This is a genomic window from Sphingomonas sp. (assembly GCF_036677245.1).
Classification (GTDB): domain Bacteria; phylum Pseudomonadota; class Alphaproteobacteria; order Sphingomonadales; family Sphingomonadaceae; genus Allosphingosinicella.
In genome coordinates this window covers 1-21,092 of the sequence record NZ_JAKFCG010000126.1, presented here as the reverse complement: position 1 = coordinate 21,092, position 21,092 = coordinate 1, and the positions used below count along the sequence as shown (strand labels likewise).

The window sequence follows — 21,092 nt, the reverse complement described above, 5'->3', positions numbered from 1 at the left end:
GCCGCCGGACTCGGCGTCTTGTGTGCGAGTCTCCGGCTCGCTTGACGCATTGTGGTGTCCACAAATTCTGCACCGTGTCAAAGAGCTCGGCAAAGGCGTTGTCCAACACAAGGCGCCTCGCCGTACGGAAACAAGGCCGATCACTGCCCGAAGACGCTGCCGATCGACTCGATCCCGCCGAACGGATTGCGCTTTTTCTTCTTCGCCTTCTCCGGTGCCTCCGCCTGCTGCTCGTCCTCACCGTCGGCGCCGCTCTGCCCGCCCATCATCTGGGCCATGTCCATACCGAGCAGGCCGGTGTAGCTCGACTTGGTCAGCAATTTGACCGTCCAGTCCGGGCGCCAGCTGGCCGGCGCCTTCGCCGGTCGTGCTGGGTGGCTGAAATTGGCCTCGCCGCCGAACGCCGTCGTCGTCAGCATCCCCGATTGCGACGCCTTGGCGACCTCGGCGGGGACCGTGCAGCGCGTCGCGCTGGCAGGCAGCAGCACCTTGCTCGCCACGAGCCGCGCGATCTCGTCCTGCGCCAGATGCGCCATCATCATCGGCATCGTCTGCGTCTCGCTCGAGCTCCACATCACCATGTCGCCGTTCTGCGCCGCGCCCATCGTCGCGACGAACCAGGCCTTGGCGCCGCCGACCGGCCGCCACGCGAGCGGTACCGATCCGGCCGGCCCCGCCTCGTTGCCCGACACGACCACCGGCGCGAGGAAATCCTGTCCCTGCGCAAGGCTGAACTTGATCTCCGGCGTGTAATTGCCGCGCACGACATGGTCGCCCACCAACGAGCCCGCAGCCGGCACCGGCTTCGCCGAACGCTGGTTGGGCCACTCACCATAGGTCGCATGACGGCCGGCGACAGGTCCCATCAACGGGCGCACGTTGGTGAAGGCGGGCGGCATCTTGCCCGCCATCATGCTCGCGAAATCGATCACCACCGGCTGTCCCGGCCGCGCACGATCGCCGCAGCCCCAATAGATCAGCAGCCGTCCCTTGGGCTTCTCCATCGTGCCGTGCCACGGATCGGTCTCGGCCGCGGGCATGCGCTGCGGCGTCACCAGCGGCAGGCTCGGGCCCGCGCGCAGGCCCGCCGGCACCAGATGCTCGGCCGAAGGCTCGCCCGCCGCCTTGCGCGGCGATCCGAGCTGAAGCGAAAGCAGATGCGCATAGTCGGCCTGCTCGCCCCCGCCCATCATCGCCTGCATCATCGCCGCGCTGCCGCCGCCGCCGCCGGCCATCATCGAACCCATCCCCGATGTCGTGTCCGCGGTCATCCAATAGACTGCGGTCCCGCCGGTTGCGCCGGCCTGCGCGATCGCGGCGCCCGCCCCGGCCAGCGCGAGCGCGGCAGTGCCAATCGACAATGCGGCGGTGCCGGGGCGCCGCACGCGGATGCGCGCCGCGCTCGATGCGGAAGCAATGGTGGATGTCGTGCCGTCGACCATGTCAGTGTCCCCTCTGAACTTACCGGTGCGCCATCGCCCGAACGGCGCCCGCCGTCAGCGCCCCCGCGCCCGACACCGAGTTTACAGCGACGGAGCAGGAAGGCACGACGAAAGTGACGAATGGCACGACGAAGAGCTTTGGCTCGATGATCCCGCGGCTTGCGCCAGGATCATCCTCACCATCCGCGCAGCACGATTGTTTCCGCCGCCGAACCGGGTTTATAGTTCTCACCCGCGGGGGTGCCCTGTTCGATATGCCAAAGCCGTCCCTCCCCTCCCGGATCCCCACCTGCGGGGATGTCAGCGTCCCGAGCCTCCTCCCTTGATCAAAGCAAAGTCCACCCCACCCGCCCGTGGAGCGCCCGCCCCGCGCAAGCGCCAGTCGCGCCAGGACCTCCTCCCGGCGGCGCGCGAGACGATCTTCAACGCCGCCGCGCAGGTGGTCGGGGAGCTTGGCTACGAGCGCGCCTCGATCAAGCGCATCACCCAGGCCGCCGGGATCGCCGAGGGCACCTTCTATCTCTATTTCGAATCGCGCCAGTCGCTGTTCGATCAATTGCTCCCCCATTTCGGCAGCGACATGCTCGCCTTCGTCGCCCGGCGGATCGCGGGCGCGCGCGACATCTTCGACATGGAGGAGCGCGGGTTTCGCGCTTTCTTCCTGTTCCTCAAGGACAATCGCTGGTTCTTCCGGGTTTTGATCGAAGCCGAGGTCGCCGCGCCGCGCGCCTATGCCGAGCATTTCCGCCTGCTCGCCGAGGGCTATCGCCGGGCGCTGTCGCGCGGCATCGAGCGCGGCGAGATCAACGACTATGACAGCGAGGAGATCGAGACGGTCGCCTATGTGCTGATGGCGGCACGCCATTATCTCCACATCCGCTACCTGCGCGATGCTCCGCCAGGCGCCGACCTGCCCGAGAAAGTGGTGCAGACCTACCTCAAGCTGCTGCGTGGCGGATTTCGATGAGTCGTCATTCAGTGAGTATTGACTCGGCGTAGTTCACGTCTAAGCTTGGTCCAGATCGGGCGGGAATTCCTATCCGAGCAAGCACCGCGGCAGCCGCGGGCAATGAGAGGATCGGGATGGCCCCTGTTTCGGGAAGCACAGCAAATGTCGCGGCGGCCGTTTGGGCCTCGCCGCATAGTGGTCGTTGGGGCGCGCCGCATGGACTTCGCTGAATCCGACACGATCCGGCAGCTGCGCGACACGCTCGAGCGCTTCGTCGAAAAGGAAATGCCGCGCAGCCTCGCCGCTGAGTGGGACAAGAAGAACCATTTCCCGCGCGACGTGTTCGCCAAGCTCGCCGAGCTCGGGGTGATGGGCCTCACCGTTCCGGAAGAATATGGCGGCGCCGGCCGCGACATCCTTGCGACGATGGTGGTCGCCGAGGAGCTTTCGCGCCGCAGCCTCGCAGTCTCGGTGCCTTATATCATGGCGGCCTGCTACGCCGGCATGAACCTCGACGATTGCGGCACCGAGGCGCAGAAAAAAGAGCTGCTGCCGCGGGTCGTCGACGGCTCGCTGATCTTCGCTTACGGACTGACCGAGCCCGATGCGGGCGCGGATCTCGCCAGCGTCAAGACCCGCGCCGAGCGTGACGGCGACGTCGTCCGCATCAACGGTTCGAAGCGCTTCTGCTCGGGCGCGGGCATGTGCGACTATATCTACACCTTGGTGCGCACCGGCCCCGAGAAGGACCGCCACCGCAACCTCAGCTTCGTGCTGATCCCACCGGAAACGCCCGGGGTGGTGATCACGCCGATCGAATCTCTGGGCATGAAGGGCGCGCCGACCACGGACGTCATGTTCGACAATGTCGAAGTGCCCGCCGCCAACATCATGGGCGGCGATGCCGGCTGGAACCTCGGCTGGCCGATGCTGGTCGGGCCAGGCCTCGACGTCGAGAAGCTCGAGGTCGCGGCGATCGCGATCGGCATCGCGCGCGCCGCGTTCGACGACGCCTGGGCCTATGCCTTCGAACGCCGCCAGTTCGGCAAGCCGATCGCCGAATACCAATCGATCCAGCACAAGCTCGCCGACATGAAGACCCAACTCCATGCCGCCCGGCTGGTGCTCTACCACGCCGCCTGGCTCGCCGACACCCGCCAGCGCTGCACGGTCGAAACCTCGATGGCCAAATTGCTCGCGACCGAGGCCGCCAAGACGATTGCGCTCGAATGCCAGACGATCCTCGGCGCCTACGGCTACGTCAAGGATTTCGACGCCGAACGCTATGTGCGCGACGCCTTGCTGATGCCGATCATCGGCGGCTCCTCGGCGATCCAGCGCAACAACATCTTCAAGGCGACGATGCGACAGAATTGAACATCGCCGTCGGGCGGGACGGGATCGAGCAAGATCCGACGCCTTCAGGTCAGCAAGCGAGAGGATTTTCGATGGACGCGCAGCAAGCAAAGGTCGGGGCGCACGACGTGATCATCGTCGGCGCGGGCTTCGCCGGCCTCTATGCGCTGCACCGGCTGCGCGGCCAGGGGCTCGATGCGATCATCGTCGAGGCGGCGAGCGGCGTCGGCGGCACTTGGTATTGGAATCGCTATCCGGGCGCGCGCGTCGACATCGACAGCATGGAATATTCCTATTCCTTCTCGGAGGAATTGCAGCAGGAATGGAAATGGTCGGAGCGCTACGCCTCGCAGGCCGAGCTGCTGCTCTACCTCAACCACGTCACCGACCGCTTCGATCTGCGACGCTCGATCGCGTTCGACACGCGCATCGCCGCCGCCGAGTTCGATGCCGGCGACAATCTCTGGCGTCTGACCAGCGAAGCCGGTGAAGCCTTCTCCGCCCGCTATTGCGTGATGGCGACCGGCTTCCTGTCGGCGCCCAACCAGCCCGAATTCCCCGGGCTGGAGAGCTTCACCGGCAAGACCTATCACACCGCTTACTGGCCCCACGAAGGTGTCGATTTTTCCCGGCAACGGGTCGCGGTGATCGGCACCGGCTCGTCGGCGGTGCAGAGCATCCCGATCATCGCGCAGCAGGCCGAGCAGCTCACCATCTTCCAGCGCACCCCGCCTTTCTCGGTGCCGCTGCGCAACTGTCCGATGCCGCCCGACTATGAGGCGCGGGTCAAATCCGATTATGCCGAATGGCGGCGGCGCGAGCGCGAGGATTCATTCCTCGGCGCGGTCTCGTGCAACTTCCACGCCGAGCCTCAGGTGATGACGATGGCGATGGACGCCACCGCGGAAGAGCGAAAGGCGCTCTACGACAATCGCTGGCAATCGGGCGGGCTGGCTTTCTACAACGTCTATCCCGATGTCTTCTCCAACCGCCAGGCAAACGACACGCTCGCCGACTATCTGCGCGCGCGGATCCGCGAGCGAATCGAGGATCCGGAAGTTGCCGATCTGCTCGTGCCCACCGGCTATCCGGTGCTGACCAAGAGGCTGTGCGCGGACACCGGCTATTTCGAAGCCTATAATCGCGACAATGTCGCTTTGGTCGACATCCGCGGCGGCGAAATTTCGCTGACCGGGCGCGGCGTGGCGGTGAAGGGCGAGGAATATGACGTCGACTCGATCGTCTTCGCGACCGGCTTCGACGCACTGACCGGTGCGCTCACCCGCATCGACATCAAAGGCGCCGACGGGCTTTCGCTCAACGATCACTGGCGCGGTGGGGCGCGGACCGCCTTCGGGCTGATGATCGCCGGCTTCCCCAATCTGTTCGTGCTCGATGGGCCGGGAAGCCCCTGCCCTCTGTTCCAGCCGATCCTGCTCTCCGAAGAGCAGGTCGACTGGCTCGGCGACTGGATCGCGCATCTCGACGGCAAAGGCATCGCGCGGATCGAACCTTCGCCGGAAGTCGAGCAGGCGTGGGTCGATCATTGCACCGCCGCAGTCAACGCGACATTGTTCCTCGACACGGCGAGCTGGTATGTCGGCGGCAACATCCCCGGCAAGACGCCCACAGGCCTGGTCGATTTCGGCGGAATGCTCAATTATCGCGCGCGCTGCAGCGAGATCCTGCCGCACGGCTTTGCGGGGTTCATCCTCGATGGCGCGCTGCAATGCGACCAAGCCCAAGCCGCGAAGCAGCGTGTGGCATGACGAACCCGCAGCGCGGCGCATCTTCGATTGCTCGAATGGAGGAATGACATGGTGATGAATGCAACTGTTCCGGCGCTCAGCCTGGGCGTGCTGGTTGGCGACATCGACGCGAGCCTGCATTTTTACCGCGACGTGCTCGGGCTCGAGAAAGTCGCCGAGGTCGCGCTGCCGTTCGGGAAGATGCACCGGCTGATGTTCGGCCAGAGCGCCATCAAGCTCGTCGAAGCGAAGAAATCGATCGCCGCCGGCGCCGTCGGGATCGAAGGCGCGCTCGGCTTTCGCTACATCACTTTCGAGGTTTCCAACCTCACCGAGGTCGATGCCGCCTGCACCGCGGCCGGGCTGCCGGTCGAACTTCCGCTGCAGGAGCTGCTGCCCGGCCTGATGGTGCTGATGCTGCGCGATCCCGACGGCAATATCGTCGAGATTCTCCAGCGCCTATGAGGCTCCCGCCGCGCGCTCCGGGCCGCTACACCGCTGCGCAGGGATGGACCGGAGTCACGGTCGCGATGCTCGCTCGCCAGCGCGCGGCCGAAAGCCCCGAGGCAATCGTTGCGCTCGACGGCGATGTCGCACTGAGCTTCGCGGCGGTGCTCGACCGCGCCCGCCGCCTCGCCGCCGCGCTTGAGCGGCGCGGCTACCGGCGCGGCGACGTGCTCAGCTTCCAACTGCCCAATTGGCACGAGACTTTGGTGATCAACCTGGCCGCGACGATCGGGGGCTTCGTCTGCAACCCGATCGTGCCGATCTATCGCGATGCGGAGGTCGGCTTCATCCTCGCCGACGCCGAGGCGAAACTTCTGTTCATCACGCCTGAGTTCCGCGGCACCGATTATGTCGCGATGGCAGAGCGGCTTCGGGGATCGTTGCCGGCGCTGCGCGAGATCGTCCTGGTGCGTGCGCAGCGCCCGGGCTTCGCGAGCCTGGACGAATGGCTGGCGGAGGCGCCCGTCGATCAGGATCCGCCCCCGGCCGATCCGGAAGCGGTCAAATTGCTGCTCTACACGTCCGGCACGACCGGCAAGCCCAAGGGCGTGCTGCACAGCCACCAGACGTTGCGTGCCGAGATCGAGGCGGTGATCGCCTTCTGGGCGCTCTCCGCCGACGACCGCATCCTGATGCCTTCGCCGGTCACCCACATCACCGGCTATCTCTATGCGCTCGAGCTGCCGTTCGCGATCGGCGCGCCGGTGGTTCTGATGGAACGCTGGCAGGCCGATGAAGCGGTCGGGTTGATCGAGCGGCACGGCGCCACCATTGCGATCGGCGCGACCCCGTTCCTGGTCGAGTTGTCCGAAGCCGCGCAACGGCTGGGCACCTCGCTCCCCACGTTTCGCTTGTTCCCGTGCGGCGGCGCTCCGGTCGCTCCGGAGCTGATCGCCCGCGCCCAGGCGGCGCTGCCCGGCTGCACCGCCTTCCGCATCTACGGCAGCAGCGAGGCGCCGACCGTCTCGCTCGGCGTTCCGATCGGCGGCCCCGCCGAGCGTGGCGCGACCACCGATGGGCTGATCGTCAACCACGAGGTTCGCATCGTCGATGCCGCCACGGGCGCCGTGCTGCCGGCCGGATGCGAAGGCGAAATCGTGACGCGTGGGCCCGAGGTCATGCTCGGCTACACCGATCCGGACGAGACCGCGGCCGCGTTCGATCCCGACGGTTTCTTCCGCACCGGCGATCTCGGCTCGGTAGATCGGGACGGCTACCTGACAATCTCCGGCCGCAAGAAGGACCTCATCATCCGCGGCGGCGAGAACCTCAGCCCGCGCGAGATCGAGGATGCGCTGCACCTCCACCCGCGCATCGCCGAGGCGGCGGTCGTCGCTGCGCCGCATCCCAGGCTCGGCGAGACCGCAGCGGCATTCGTGATTCCGAAAGGCGGCGAGACGCTCACCTTGCCCGAGCTGGTCGCGTTCCTCGAGCAGCACAAGCTCGCCCGCCAGAAGTTCCCCGAGCACCTCGTCCTGGTCGAAAGCTTCCCGCGCAACGCGGCGGGCAAGGTGCTCAAGCACGTCCTGCGCGAGCAGATCGCCGCGGAGCTTGCCTCGCACTAGTGATTTCAAGTCAGGTGGAGTCACCTGACGACTCGGAAATCACGGAAAACAAAGAGAAATAGGCTCAATTCCGGTTAATCAAACCGGTATTGAGCCTCATCCTGCGCCGAGGCCTTGCCTATTTGAACTCCTTGCTGAGCGGCAGATAGCTGGGCGCACGCCGCTCCTTGAATGCGTTGAGCGCTTCCTTCGAATCGGGATGCCCGCTCATCCGCACCGTGCAGGCCTGCTCAGCGGTATAGCCGTTCTGCAGGTCCATCTCCTCGACTTGGTTGAGGATCCGCTTGCTGATCCGAATGGCGGTAGGGCTGAACGACGCGATCCGCGCCGCGATGCCATGCGCGGTCTCGAGCAGCTTGCCCGGCTCGGCGAGGACGATGGCGCCGGTGACCTCGGCAAGCACTTGCGCGGTCATCGGTTCGCCGGTGAAGTACATCCGCCGCACCACCGCCTGCGGGGCGAGCCGCGCGAGGTGACGCGCACCCCCCATCACCCCGACGGTGAGCTCGGGCAGGCCGAGCCGCGCGTCGGGCAGCGCCACCAGCACGTCGCACGAAGCGGCGATCGCAAGCCCGGTGCCAAGCGCCGCGCCGTGCACCGCGCCGACCACCGGCACCGGGCAATCCTGGATCGCAAAAAAGGCTTCGCGCACCCGCCGCATCCGCTCGTCGCCGTTGTCGGGAGTCATGGTCGCGAATTCGTCGAGGTCGTTGCCGGCGCAGAAATGCTTGCCCTCCCCTGAGAGCACGATCGCCTGCAGATTGGGGAGAACGGCATCGGGATCCCGGAACAACGTCGCGATCTCGATATACATGTCGCGATCGACCGCATTGGCAGGCGGCCGGGCAAGCCGCACGTCGAGCACGCCGTTCGGGTGCGCCTCGGTCTTCAGATACTGATAGTCAGCCATGGTCAGGACCTTTGCTCCGGGGACCTACAAAATGTTCGTGAGCCAAAACTCGTTCGTGAGCTTCGGCTGCACCACGCGCCGGGGAGCGGGCGCCCCTTAGCTTGCAAGCGCAAGCCGGATGAAATCGACTGCCCGCTCCTCGCTCGAAAGAAGCGCAATGCCGATCTCGCGCGCCCAATAGCTTTCCGCGCCCTCCGCGACCCGCCACTCGTGCAGCCTGCGGGTGAGCAGATGGAGGTCGTGCTCGGCGCTGATCCCGATCGCGCCGTGCACCGCATGCGCGGCCGCGCTCACCGATGGCGCAACCGCCGACGTGCGCTCCTTGGCCATCGCCGCCTTGAGCACGTCCGGCCACAGCCCGTCGCGGGCGCCGTCGCACGCCACCTCGACGGCCATCGTCGCTGCCGCCACCTCCTCGGCCATCACGCTCAATTGATGCTGGATCGCCTGGAAGCGGCCGATCGGACGGCCGAACTGCTCGCGCAGATTGGCATAATCGACGCTCATCTCGAGCAGCTTGCGCATCGCGCCGCTCATCTTGGCGGCGTGAAGCAACGCGGCGATGGGCCGCAGCGTCGCTGGTGGGTCTAGCCACGCGCTCGCGGCGCCGCGATCGAAGCTCAGCCGCGCCGAGAGGCTGTAACGGCCGCCCGACGCGGTCACCTTTTCGGGCCCGATCGCGAACAGGCCCATGCGCGCGCCGCAATCGACCAATATATGCGATGCGGTGCGGGCGAGCGGCACCACCGGCGTCTCGACTCGATCGTCGCTGCCTTCCGGGGCGCTCGCCAGCACGATCGTGCCGTCGGGAGCGTCGACCCCTGCCCCCGCCAATATGGCACGGGCGACCATCGTCTCGGCAAGCGCGAGCGGCGAGGCGTGCGCGCCGACCAGGCGGAACACCGGCACGAGATCGGCCAGGGTCAGCCCGATGCCGCCAAGATCCTCCGGCACGAGCGCGTCGTGCAAGCCGGTTTGCACGATCTCGCTCCACAAGGCATCGAGCGCAGCCGCTGCCTCCCGGCCTTTGCCGTCTTCGACCTTGCGGACGATCGCGGGCGTGCAATGCTCCGCCATCAGCCGCGCGAACATGTCCTCGATCATCGCATCCATGACCGGACTCCTATCTGAGGCCGAGGCCGCGGGCGATCATGCCGCGCAAGATCTCGCGGGTGCCGCCGCGCAGCGAAAAGGCCGGGCTCATCTCGCTCGTATAAGCGAGCGTGCGCAGCAGCGTCTCGTCCGGCACGAGATCGGGATCCGCAGCCAGCGCGTCGGCGATCAGCTGCGGCATCGCCTGCTCGAGGCCGGTGCCGAGATCCTTGAGCAGCGCCGCCTCGACTTCGGGCCGCTCGCCTCCGACGAGCTTGGCGGTGATTGCGACCGACATCGAGCGCAGGCTCGCGAGTCGGCTGACCAGCGAGCCCGCCAGGGTGATCGCCTGCTCGTCCACGGCGTCGCCGCGGCGCAAATGATCGAGCCACTGATCGAACAACAGGATGCTCGAATAAAGCCGCTCGGGCCCGCTGCGCTCGAGCGCGAGCTCGGCCATCACCTGTTTCCAGCCATCGCCTTCGCCGCCGATAAGCGCATCGTGCGGCAGCTCGACATTGTCGAAATGCACTTCGCAAAAATGGGCGTCGCCCGCGAGGTCGCGGATCGGGCTGATCGTGATCCCCGGCAGCGAGAGGTCGACGATCAGCTGCGATAGCCCACGATTGCGATCCTCGGGCGTTCCGGACGTCCGCACCAGCGCGATCATGTAATGCGCCGCGCCGGCGTAGGTGGTCCAAAGCTTGGTACCGTTCAGAGTCCAGCCGGTGTCGGTGCGGACGGCGCGCGATTTGACGCTGGCGAGATCGGAGCCGGAGCCCGGCTCGCTCATGCCGATGCAGAAGAAGGCTTCGCCGCGGCAGATGCGCGGCAGATAAAATTGGCGCTGCGCCTCGGTGCCGAAATGGAGGATCAGCGGCCCGCTCTGCCGCTCGGCCACCCAATGCGCCGCGACCGGAGCGCTCGCCGCGAGCAATTCCTCGACGACGACGAAGCGCGAGAAATAGCTCAGCCCCTGTCCGCCATAGTCGCGCGGCAGGGTCATGCCGATCCAGCCGCGCTCGGCGAGCGCGCGGCTGAAGCCCGCATCATGGCCCATCCACGAGCGCGCCCTGAGGTCGGTGGAAATGTCCGGAAGCCGTTCGGCGAGGAAAGCCTTGACCTGAAAACGGAGCGCTTCGTCGGCGTCCGGAATGCGGGCAAGGTTCAGCGGGCTCAACATCGATGGGCCTGTTCAGGTCATTGCGGCGGCGCCTGTTATGCGCCGCCGCCGGGAAATAGCGAGTGTCGCGATCAGAACTTGAAGGTTGCGTCGACCCCGATCCGCCGCGCCGCCCCAGGAGCAACGAAGTCACCGCCGAATTCGGGAGCGACCACGTCGTCGTTCAGCACGTCCTGGTTGAACAGATTGGTCGCGAACGCGGTCAGCGACCAGCGGTCGGTTTCGACGCCGACCCTGAGGTTGACGGTGACGAAGGTGTCGCGGGTCGAATTCTTGTAATTGCCCGGGATGCCGAAGATCGTCGGCACGTCATTGTCCTGGACGGTGTGGAACGGCGTCGGGCCGGTCACCCGCACGTCGGTGCGCGCTGTGAAGTTGAGGCTCGACGTCACCGGCTGGACGATCTGCGCGCCGCCGTTGATCGTATAGTCGGGCGTGTTCGGCGATTTGTTGCCCACCGTGTACGGACGCGAGCGGTTCTTGGTGATCTTGCTGTCGGTGTAATTGCCCGAAGCGAACACCGAATAGCCGGGGGCGAAGGTGTAGGTCAGCGACGCTTCGCCGCCGAAGATGCGCACCTTGTCGATGTTCGAGACGCTGCGCAGCAGGCCGAACTCGCCGACGAAGAATTCGAAGAACTGCATGTCCTTCACATTGGTGTAGAAGCCGATCAGCTCGTAGTTGAGGCCGCCGGCGCGGCCCTTGATGCCCGCTTCGAATGCGCTGTCGACTTCCTTGTCGAAATCGTCGCCGACGGTGAGGCCGGCGGCGATGCCGCCCTGCGAAACCGGAGCATTGAAATAGCCGTTGACGATCGCTTCGGTACCCGCGTTGTTGAAGCCGCCGGCCTTGAAGCCGAGACCCCAGCTCGCGAACAAGGTCATGTCCCGGCTCGGCTCGTAGGAGACGCTGATCTTGGGCTGGAGCTGCTTGAAGGTGCGCGACTTGGGCGCGAGCACGCCGCTCGGATTATAGGCCGGATCGAGGCCCGGATTGAGATAATAATTGGCGGGCGTCGTCGCGGTCCCGGTCGGGAAGCCGGTGCGGGCATTGCCCACCCACCGCGTCCGGGCATTGATCGGCACGTTGTTGCTCGATTTGCGCGCCTCGATGTCATAGCGCAGCGCAACGCCGAGCGTCAGCAGGTCGGTAGCCTCATATTCGGTCGAGACGAATGCTGCGTAGACGTCGGTCTTGAAATTGTCGTCGACCAGGCTCTCCGTCGGATAGCGCGGATCGGTGGTGTAGCATTGGCGCGAGGCGCTCTGGCCGGTGTCCAGGGTCAGGTTGATGCACACCTTGCGGTCGATGAAGATGTAGCTCCCGCCGACCTGCCACTTCAGCGGACCGTCCGAATTGCTGACGAAGCGCAGCTCGGTGACCACGTCCTCTTGCTTGCGATCATTATACTGGATGCCGTCGCAGGTGCTTGGCGAATAAGGCTGGGCGTAGCCGAACGCCGCATAATAGGTCTCGAACGGCTCCTGGTTGACTGCGCCTTCGGTGGCGGCGCGGGTGCGGATGCAATTCGGCTCGTTGGCGAAGAAGCCGAACGCGCCGCTGGTCCCGCCGCCGATGAAATCGCTCTTGATGTTGCTGTACGAGATGTAGCTGATCATGCTCGCAAAATCGAGCTCCTGGCGAAGCCGTAGCGACCCGCCAAACGATTTCTGCCAGCTCTCGGACTTGGTGTTGTTGGTGAAGATGAATTTGTGGTCGCTGACCGGCAGGTTGAAAATCTCGTCGTTGAAGACGGTCGCGAGCAAGGGCAGGTGGAACACCGCGTTATAGTTGATCGCGCCCGCCTCCTGGTAACCGTAGTTCGCCTTGATATCGATCTCGGTCGCGTCGCTCGGTGTGATCAGCAGGCGCCCGAACACATAGGTCTTCTCGTAATTGTCGATCGAGCTCCTGTCGGTGCTGTAGCCCGGATAGACCGACTGGGCGAGGTCGGAGACCAGGAAGGTGTTGCGGAAGTGGCCGTCCGAGCGCGAATGCTCGGCCTGGATCGTGAAGCCGATCTGATCGGTGATCGGTCCGCTCACCATCGCCGAGGCAAGATAGGTGTTGTCGTCGCCGACCGTGCCGCGCAGCTCGCCGCGCAGGATGTCTGAAGGCTTGACGGTGGTGATCACGATCGCGCCCGCCGAGGCGTTGCGGCCGTAAAGCGCCCCCTGCGGCCCCTTGATGATCTCGACCTGCGAGATCGCGCCCTGCGGCTGGGTGGTGGCGACATTGTTGGTGCGAAGCACGCCGTCGATTACTAGCGCGACGTTGTTTTCGGCATCGCGCGCGCCGTTGAGGCCGCGGATGTTGATCGAAACGTCGCCAGGCTCGGTGGCAGCGGACTGGATCGTCACACCCGAGGTGAGGTTGACGAAGTCGGTCGCCATGCGGGCGCCGGTCTGCTCGAGCGTTTCGGCGGTGAGCACCGAGACGGCCGCGGGCACGTCCTGCAGATTCTCGTTCTGCCGGCGCGCCGTGACGATGATGTCGCTGGGGCCGTCAGCGCCGGCGACGGCCGCTGGCGGCGCCGTGGTTGCCTCGACTGCGGCTGGAGCCGGCGGCTGGTCGGCCATCGTCGACGAGGCGTCCTGCGCCAGCGCGGCGCCTGGAACAAGCGCGGCCGAGGCCAACAACGAAAATCTAGAGACCCTTCGCATCGCAACTCCCCTCAATTGCCCGCCTTCCTGCGGCGCGATCGATCGCGCCGCGGCGGGTCTTCGATTTGATTTCTATGAGCGACGCCTCACCGCGTCTAATATTGTTCTTTTCGTTGTTGATGTATTTTTAGTATCGAAGGATCGATACCCGGGATGCGGCTCAGCGCCCGGTGAACAGCGGCGGCCGTTTGTCGTGCATCGCGTCGAGCGCCTCGCGATGATCGTCGGTGAGATGCGCCATGACCTGATAGGCCGCCGACAGCGACATCACATCGCCAAAGCTTTGCTGGATGCCGGCCCGCATCAGCTTCTTGGTTAGGCGCAGGACCTGGGGCGGTTGCTGGCAGATCGTCTCGGCGAGCGCCTGGGCACTCGCCATCAGGTCGGCGTCGTCGACGACGTGGGTGACCAGCCGATAATCCAGCGCCGTCTGGGCATCGATAATCTTGCCGGTGAAATAGAGCTCGGCCGCGCGATCCCAGCCGATGACCCGCGGCAGCAGCCAGGCGCCGCCGTCGCCGGGGACCAGGCCGATCTTGAGGAAAGTCGCGCCGAACTTCGCCGAAGCCGCTGCGATCCTGATATCGGCGAGGCAGGCGAGGTCGTTGCCGAGCCCGATCGCGGCGCCGTTGATCGCGGCGACGACCGGCATCTCGAGGCTCCACAGCGCCTGCACGAGGTGGTGGATACCGTCCTCGTAGAGCGCGAGCAGTTCCTTGGGATGCATTTTCGCCTCGTGCGCCCATTCGCGCAGCTGCTTGATGTCGCCGCCCGCGGAAAATGATTTGCCCGCTCCGGTGATGATCACGCAGCTGATCGTCTCGTCGGCATTGAGCTCGGCCGCACGCGCGAGGAAGTCGGCCGGATCCGATCCGAAACCCATCGCATTGCGCTGCTCGGGGCGATCGAAGGTAAGCGTCGCTACCCCGCCCGATTTCTCGAGCCGGAGCACGCTTGGCGTGGCTGGGGACATCGGCTTTTCCTTCTTCAGAGCGTCGGCTGCGCGACGGCTACCGGCTTGCGGGTTTCGGCGGCCGAAGGCTGTTGATCCGGGCCGCTGGCAAGCAGTGCCGCAATCTCGTCGGCGGCGAAACCGGCTTCTTCCAGCACTTCCCGTGTATGCTCGCCGAGACGCGGCGGCACACGAACGCCGGGGCGAACGCCGTCGAACTTCAATGGCACCCCGGGAAACAGCAACGCGCCGAGCCGCGGGTCGGAGAGATGCTCGAAAAAGCCGGTTTCCTCGAGATGCTCGTCGTGCACCAGATCGTCGATCTTGAGCACCGGCGCGGCCGGGACTTCGAGCCGCTTGCAGAGCTCGAGCCACTCGCCGCTGGACCGTGTCAGCAGGATCGCGGCGAGGCGCTCGTAGAGCAGATCGATGTTGCTGGTGCGGGCCGCGATGTCGATGAACAATGGATCGACGAGCATGTCTTCGGCGCCGACTTCGCGGAAGAAATCGATCCAGTGACGATCGGTGTACGGCATCATGCTGATATAGCCATCGGCGGTGCGGAATGGACCGCGCGCCACGGCCAGCGCCCGCGGATAGCCGGTCGGTCCGAGCGGCGGATCGAAATGGGCGCCGTAGAGATGCTCGACGAGGTTGAACGCCACCATCGTCTCGAACATCGGGATCTCGACAAAACCGCCGACCCCGCTGCGCTCGCGGCCGGCAAGCGCGGCGAGGATTCCGATCGCCGCGACCAGCCCGCTCGTCTTGTCGGCGCTCACCGTCGAGAAATATTTCGGCTGCCCGATCTGGCGCTCCATCAGATCGGCGTTGCCGCACATCCCCTGGATGATGTCGTCATAGGCCGGCTGGCCGCCGTAAGGCCCGTCCTGCCCGAAACCGTGCAGCCCGGCATAGATCAGCCGCGGATTGCGCGCCATCAGCACCTCGGGCGCGATGCCGAGCTTCGCGAGCTTCTGCGGCCGGATATTGTGCAGGAACACGTCGGCGCCGTCGACCAGCCGCAGCAGCGCCGCAAGCCCGGCCGGATCGCGCAGGTCGAGCACGATGCTGCGCTTGTTGCGGTTGGTGCCAAGGAAGATCGCGGCCATGCCGGGTTCGGACGTCGGGCCGGTGCGGCGGGTCGAATCGCCGGTCGGCGTTTCCACCTTGACCACGTCTGCACCCAGATCGGCGAGCCATTGGGCAGCGTAAGGCGCCATCAGCACGGATCCGAGATCCAGTACTTTAATCCCCTCGAGAGGCAGCATTTTTCAGTCGATCCTCATCCCTGAGCTTTGGGACTAGGCACGGTGGCAAACGTCGTCCAATATTAGTTTTGGGCAATGTAATACCGGAGGAATATCGTGAAACTCGAGCAGATCCGCCAGTTCGTGGCGCTCGCCGAGACGCTGAATTTTCACCGCGCCGCCGAACGGCTGAACATGGCGCAGCCGCCCTTGTCGATCTCGCTCGCCAAATTGGAGGCCGAGCTCGGCGTGCGGCTGTTCGACCGGACCCAGCGTCGGGTCGAGATCACTGAGGCTGGCGCGGCCGCTTTGGTCGATGCGCGAAGAGTGCTGTTCCACGCCGAGCAGATGCGCCTTTCGATCCGCGAGAGCGTTGCCGGGACGTCGGGCGCGGTTCGCCTCGGCTTCGTCGGCACCGCCACTTATTCGCTGCTTCCGCGGCTGCTCAAGGAGTTCCGCTTGCTCTACCCCAAGGTCGAGCTGATGCTCGAGGAATCGTGGACGACGGATCTGCTCGAGAAGATCGATCGCCGGCAGCTCGACCTCGCTATCGTCCGCGTCCCGGTCCTCGACCGGACCGCCGCCCGGCTCGAAGTCGTCGAGCGCGACCACTTCGTGGTGGCGGTTCCAGCAGCGGGCCCGCTCGGGGACCGCACCAGCATCGACATCCGCGAGCTCAAGGACGAGCCGCTGATCTCTTATTCGCGCGCCAACGTGCCGAACCTCAGCGGCATGATCATGCTGATGTGTCACGAGGCGGGCTTTCAGCCCAACGTCGTGCAGGAGGCGATCCAGGCGCAGACCATCCTCTCCCTGGTCGAAAGCGGCATCGGTGTCGGGCTCGTCGCGAGCACCGTCAGCCGCTACTCGTCTGACAATATCCGCTTCCTGACGATCACCGGCTCACCCCATGCGGAAGGCCTGGGCCTCGCGATTGCACTTCCGCCCGAGCAGACCAACCGCATCGCCGCCAATTTCCGCGACCTCGCGGTCCAGCTCGGCGGTGAATTAGGAGCGTAAGAGGCCCCTTCGGCTTATTGCTCAGAGACCCAGCGCGGGCTTTGTCCAGGCCACGATCTTGTCGATCGCCTCGTCGGCCTCGGGCGCCTTGCCCGCCATCAGCTGGAAGACGTGCTGCATCTCGGGGAACACCTGCAAGGTGACGTCGACTCCGGCCTTGCGCGCGTTCGCCTCAAGCCGTTCGCTGTCGCCGAGCAACGCTTCATGGCCGCCGACCTGGATCAGCATTGGAGGCAGCCCTGAGAGATCGGCGTAGAGCGGGCTTGCCAGCGGCCCCGCCGCATCCTGGCCGGCGTCCAGATACATGCTCGCCATGAACCGCACCGCGTCCGGCGCCACGAACGCGTCGACATCGGCCTTGGTTTGCATCGTCTCGGCGGTCGGCTCCATGTCGAGCCACGGCGACAGCGGGATCGTCGCCGCCGGCATTGGGTAGCCAAGCAGCTTGGCGAGCACGAGCACCGAGATCGAGAGGTTGCCGCCGGCCGAATCCCCGACGAACGCGATATGCTCGGGCTTGTAGCCCTTGGCGAGCAGGTCGGCGTAAGCGGCGACGCACTGGTTGAGGATGCCGGGATGGCGATTGTCGGGGGTGCGGTCGTAATCGACGATCGCGGCCTTGCAGCCCATTTTCTTGGCGATGTGCGCGAACATCTTGCGGTGCGAGTCGACCGAGCCGCAGACGAAGCCGCCGCCATGGAAGCAGAGCAGGACTCGCATCTTGTCCTCCAGCCCCTTTTCCATCGCGCGCAGGCAGCGCACGCCGCCGAGATTGATCTCGGCATATTCCATGTCCTCCGGCTCGCTGGCGAGATCGCCCCAGCCTTCGAACATGTCGCGGATCTCGGGCAATTCCATCGTGCCGGTGCCCATCCGTCCGGTCCAGTCGCGGTACATATCGGTCAACGCCTGCGATTGCTGACTCGCCATCATCATTCCTCTCTTGTCTTGGATCGCCGATGCCCGGCCCCCGCCTTGCCCCCCGGGCGAGGCGCCTTGCGCAGGATCAGGAAGTCAGCCGGAACCCTTCGTAATGATTGTCCTCGGAGGCTTCGAGGCGTGCCCGATAGGGCGTGAAGCCGCCAAGATAGGAGAGGATCACGCGCGGCTTTCCGGGGATATTGTCGCCCATGTACCAGGAACGCGCGAGCGGGAAGAGCGTCTGGTCCGCGACCTGGGCGCTATGCTCGATCCACGCGGCCTGGGCCTCGTCGGTCGGCTCGACCTCTTCATATCCCTGCTCGGTCATCGCATCGATCAGCCGGCCGATCCAGCGCGCCTGCCATTCGCCGAGCAGCACCGGCTGGAAGAAGGCGCCGGGGCTGGTCGGGCCGTTGACCATGAACAGATTGGGGAAGCCTTCGCTCATCAACCCGGCATAGGTCCGCGGCCCATTCTCCGCCCATTCGTCGCGCAGCGAGCGATCGCCGCGGCCGCGGAAATCGACCCGCGTCATCGATCCGGTCATCGCATCGAAGCCGGTCGCGCAGATGATCATGTCGAATTCATAATCCTGCCCGCCCGCCTTCAGGCCATTGGCCGTGAAGCGCTCGATCCCGCTCTCGCTGATGTCGACCAGCTTCACATTGTCGCGATTGTACGTCTCGTAATAGCCGGTCTCGGCGCACAGCCGCTTGGTCATGATCGGGTGGTTCTTCGGCATCAGCAGCTCGGCGACCTGCGGATCGCGCACGCGCTGGCGAATTCTCGAGCGCACGAAATCGGCGACCGTGTCGTTGGCCTCCTTGCTCGTCAGCACGTCGGTGAACACCGTGTAGAAGGAGAAGTTCGCCGCGTCCCAGCAGCGCTGGTAGGCGCGTTCGCGCTCCTCGGGCGAAACCTCGAGCGCGGATTTGGTCGGCATCGCGCGCAGGCTCTTGCCGACGATCGCGCAGCCGACATGGGTGCGCAATTCGCGCTCGCGGATTTCGGTGTAATTCTCCTTCACCCAAGTCTCGAATTCCTCGTCCATCGGCTTGTTGCACGACGGAACCGCGAAATTCGGGCTGCGCTGGAAAACGGTGAGATGGCCGGCTTTTTCGGCGATCACCGGGATCGCCTGGATCGCCGAAGAGCCGGTGCCGATGATCCCGACCCTCTTGCCTTCGAAGCTGACCTCCTCGTGGGGCCATTTCGAGGTGAGATAGACTTCGCCCTTATACTCCTCGCGGCCCGGGAATTCGGGATCCTTGGTTGCCGAGAGGATTCCTGTCGCCATGATGATGAACTGCGCCGTGAAGCTTTCGCCGGTGTCGGTGCCGACCTTCCAGTGCTTGGCGGCCTCATCATATTCGGCGGTGGCGATGCCGGTGTCGAACTGGATGTCCTTCTTCAAATCGAAGCGGTCGGCGACATGGTTGAGATAGCGCAGCAGCTCGGGCTGCGAGGCATAGCGTTCGGACCATTTCCACTCGCGCTGCAGCTCTTCGGAAAAGGAATAGGAATATTCCATGCTCTCGATGTCAACCCGCGCGCCGGGGTAGCGATTCCAGTACCAGGTGCCGCCGACGCCGCCCGCCTTGTCGAACGCGCGGGTGCGATAGCCGAGCTTCCTCATGTGGTAGAGCACGTAGAGCCCCGCATAGCCGGCGCCGACCACTGCGACATCATAGTCGCTCTCCGCCTCGGTCCGCCGCTGCTTCCTGATCTTCTCCATCACAGACATCTTCATCTCCGTAGATTTTGTCGTCTTTGAACCGCGCCCGTTTCTTGGTCTGAGCACGTCGATTGCGTTATTGCGCCACTCAGCCGCCGCCGTGGCTGTGGTAGGTGGTCTTGGTCTCGGTGTAGAATTCGATCGCGGCCGCGCCATTCTCGCGCCCGCCATATCCCGACGGCGCCTTGCCGCCGAAAGGAACGTGATAGTCGACCCCTGCGGTCGGCGCGTTGATCATCACCATGCCGGCGCGGACGCTGCGCCGGAACTGCTCGGCGGCGTGCAGGCTGCGCGTGCAGATCCCGGACGAAAGCGCATATTCGGTGTCGTTGGCGACGGCGATCGCTTCGTCGAGATCGGCGACTTCGATCAGCCCCGCCACCGGCCCGAACACTTCCTCGCGGTTGAGCTTCATCTCCGGCCTCGTTCCGGCGAACAATGTCGGGCGCATGTAGAGCCCCTCGCTCTTCACCGCGATCGGCTCTCCGCCGGCGATCATCTCCGCGCCGTCGGCGGTGGCGCTTTCGACGAACGCGAGGTTGCGCTCGAGCTGCCGATCATTGGCGACCGGCCCGATCTGGCTGTCGCTCGCCAGCGCATGGCCGACGCGGAGCTCCGAGGTCCGCCGGGCCAGAGAGTCGGCGAAAGCGTCGTGGATGCCCGTGGTCACGATCAGGCGGCTCGAGGCGGTGCAGCGCTGGCCGGTCTGGAAGAAGCTGCCCTGCAGCGCCACTTCGACCGCCAGATCGAGGTCGGCATCGTCGAGCACGACCAGCGCGTTCTTGCCGCCGAGCTCGAGCTGGACCTTGGTCATCGAGCGGGCGGCCTGCGCAAGGATCGTGCGCCCCACTCCGGTCGATCCGGTGAAGCTCACCGCGTCCACGCCCTCAATCAGCATCTCGCCGAACAGCCGGCCGTCGCCCATCAGCAGGTTGACGACGCCCTCGGGAGCGCCCGCCTCGGCCATGATCTCGACCAGCGCCAATGCGATCCCCGGCGCGAATTCCGAAGGCTTGAGGATGAGGCTGTTGCCGTAGGCGAGCGCCGCCGCCGTTTTCCACGCCGGGACAACCAGCGGGAAATTCCACGGCGTGATCAGCAGCACGACCCCGACCGGCTCGCGCTCGACCGAGACCATATGGCCTTCGCGCAAGCCGGGCAGGAAGGCGCCGTTGATGCGCAACGCTTCGCCGGCGAAATAGCGGAAGATCTGCGCGCTGCGCAGAACCTCGCCGGTCGCGTCGGCCAGGACCTTGCCTTCCTCCGACGCCAGGATCAACGCCAGCTCGCCGCGCCGCGCATCGAGCCGGTCGGCGATACGGAACAGCAGGTCGGCACGCTCCTGGATCGTGGTGTGCGCCCAGCCCGGCTGGGCGGCGCGCGCGGCGGCGAGCGCGTCGGCCGCGTCCTCGGTCGTCGCCCAGGCGAATTGTCCTGGCACTTCAGCAAGATCGGACGGGTTGCGGATCGGCTCCATCTGCTGGCTGTCACGCCACAGACCGCCGATCAGATTGCAACCGAATTTCATCCACCCGCGCCCTAATGAGTCGTTTCTTGTCGAACGTCGGGATGATGTAGGACGTTAGGGAATATTCAATCCAATACTAGTTTCGCGCTTCTTGATTTGGTTTTCGTATCAATTGCCGGCGCTTTCGCTCCTGAAATGGCGGGCTAGTTGTGGAGCCTCAATAGGTTGTTCGCATCGAGGCCGAGGCGGCTGATGGGTGTTTTGGATTTTAGGCTGCCGTGTGGGCGGTGCCAATTGTAATTGTGGAGCCACGGATCGAGCGCAGCTTTGC

The 21,092-nt window shown here is 65.3% G+C and carries 17 protein-coding genes; 6 read left to right on the top strand and 11 right to left on the bottom strand.

From position 1 onward, the window contains the following. Window positions 1–140: 140 nt before the first annotated feature. Entirely contained in the window at window positions 141–1,442 is a 1,302-nt protein-coding gene (locus V6M48_RS12600; RefSeq protein WP_332812878.1) for a hypothetical protein, read from the bottom strand. A gap of 322 nt (window positions 1,443–1,764) precedes the next feature. Between V6M48_RS12600 and V6M48_RS12595 the strand changes: the two genes are divergently transcribed. From V6M48_RS12595 to V6M48_RS12575, 5 genes are all read left to right on the top strand, one after another. Continuing rightward, window positions 1,765–2,409: a TetR/AcrR family transcriptional regulator gene (locus V6M48_RS12595; RefSeq protein ID WP_332812877.1), complete on the top strand. Its 645-nt coding sequence runs from the start codon at window positions 1,765–1,767 to the stop codon at window positions 2,407–2,409. 198 nt (window positions 2,410–2,607) lie between these two features. Next, window positions 2,608–3,768, top strand: a complete 1,161-nt coding sequence (locus V6M48_RS12590) for an acyl-CoA dehydrogenase family protein (protein WP_332812876.1) — start codon at window positions 2,608–2,610, stop codon at window positions 3,766–3,768. A gap of 71 nt (window positions 3,769–3,839) precedes the next feature. After that, entirely contained in the window at window positions 3,840–5,516 is a 1,677-nt protein-coding gene (locus V6M48_RS12585; RefSeq protein ID WP_332812875.1) for a flavin-containing monooxygenase, read from the top strand. A 48-nt stretch (window positions 5,517–5,564) separates the two neighbouring features. After that, a complete protein-coding gene (locus tag V6M48_RS12580) occupies window positions 5,565–5,960 on the top strand; it encodes a VOC family protein (RefSeq protein WP_332812874.1) in 396 nt (131 codons plus the stop codon). After that, entirely contained in the window at window positions 5,957–7,567 is a 1,611-nt protein-coding gene (locus V6M48_RS12575) for an AMP-binding protein (RefSeq protein WP_332812873.1), read from the top strand. Before V6M48_RS12580 ends, V6M48_RS12575 begins: the two co-directional genes overlap by 4 nt. A gap of 118 nt (window positions 7,568–7,685) precedes the next feature. Here V6M48_RS12575 and V6M48_RS12570 read toward each other — a convergent pair whose 3' ends face one another. From V6M48_RS12570 to V6M48_RS12545, 6 genes are all read right to left on the bottom strand, one after another. After that, on the bottom strand, window positions 7,686–8,477 hold the full coding sequence (locus V6M48_RS12570; RefSeq protein ID WP_332812872.1) for an enoyl-CoA hydratase-related protein: 792 nt from the start codon (window positions 8,475–8,477) through the stop codon (window positions 7,686–7,688). 96 nt (window positions 8,478–8,573) lie between these two features. After that, on the bottom strand, window positions 8,574–9,590 hold the full coding sequence (locus V6M48_RS12565) for an acyl-CoA dehydrogenase (protein WP_332812871.1): 1,017 nt from the start codon (window positions 9,588–9,590) through the stop codon (window positions 8,574–8,576). A 10-nt stretch (window positions 9,591–9,600) separates the two neighbouring features. After that, on the bottom strand, window positions 9,601–10,752 hold the full coding sequence (locus V6M48_RS12560; protein WP_332812870.1) for an acyl-CoA dehydrogenase family protein: 1,152 nt from the start codon (window positions 10,750–10,752) through the stop codon (window positions 9,601–9,603). Window positions 10,753–10,823: 71 nt separating this feature from the next. Beyond that, window positions 10,824–13,391 carry a TonB-dependent receptor gene (locus tag V6M48_RS12555; protein ID WP_332812869.1) on the bottom strand — a complete coding sequence of 856 codons (2,568 nt, stop codon included), beginning with the start codon at window positions 13,389–13,391 and terminating at the stop codon, window positions 10,824–10,826. A 184-nt stretch (window positions 13,392–13,575) separates the two neighbouring features. Then, complete coding sequence (locus tag V6M48_RS12550; protein ID WP_332812868.1) at window positions 13,576–14,388, bottom strand: enoyl-CoA hydratase-related protein; 813 nt, start codon at window positions 14,386–14,388, stop codon at window positions 13,576–13,578. Between the two features lie 14 nt (window positions 14,389–14,402). Further along, on the bottom strand, window positions 14,403–15,638 hold the full coding sequence (locus V6M48_RS12545; RefSeq protein ID WP_332812867.1) for a CaiB/BaiF CoA transferase family protein: 1,236 nt from the start codon (window positions 15,636–15,638) through the stop codon (window positions 14,403–14,405). A gap of 96 nt (window positions 15,639–15,734) precedes the next feature. On the opposite strand from V6M48_RS12545, the gene V6M48_RS12540 reads away from it, so the two are divergent. Next, on the top strand, window positions 15,735–16,637 hold the full coding sequence (locus V6M48_RS12540) for a LysR family transcriptional regulator (protein ID WP_332812866.1): 903 nt from the start codon (window positions 15,735–15,737) through the stop codon (window positions 16,635–16,637). Between the two features lie 21 nt (window positions 16,638–16,658). On the opposite strand, the gene V6M48_RS12535 is transcribed toward V6M48_RS12540, so the two are convergent. The 4 genes from V6M48_RS12535 to V6M48_RS12520 form a co-directional block, all read right to left on the bottom strand. Further along, a complete protein-coding gene (locus V6M48_RS12535) occupies window positions 16,659–17,567 on the bottom strand; it encodes an alpha/beta hydrolase (RefSeq protein WP_332812865.1) in 909 nt (302 codons plus the stop codon). 76 nt (window positions 17,568–17,643) lie between these two features. Next, window positions 17,644–19,302: a flavin-containing monooxygenase gene (locus V6M48_RS12530; protein WP_332812864.1), complete on the bottom strand. Its 1,659-nt coding sequence runs from the start codon at window positions 19,300–19,302 to the stop codon at window positions 17,644–17,646. A 79-nt stretch (window positions 19,303–19,381) separates the two neighbouring features. Beyond that, complete coding sequence (locus V6M48_RS12525) at window positions 19,382–20,821, bottom strand: aldehyde dehydrogenase family protein (RefSeq protein WP_332812863.1); 1,440 nt, start codon at window positions 20,819–20,821, stop codon at window positions 19,382–19,384. 143 nt (window positions 20,822–20,964) lie between these two features. Beyond that, on the bottom strand, window positions 20,965–21,092 hold a 128-nt coding region (locus tag V6M48_RS12520; RefSeq protein ID WP_332812884.1), incomplete at its 5' end, for an integrase core domain-containing protein.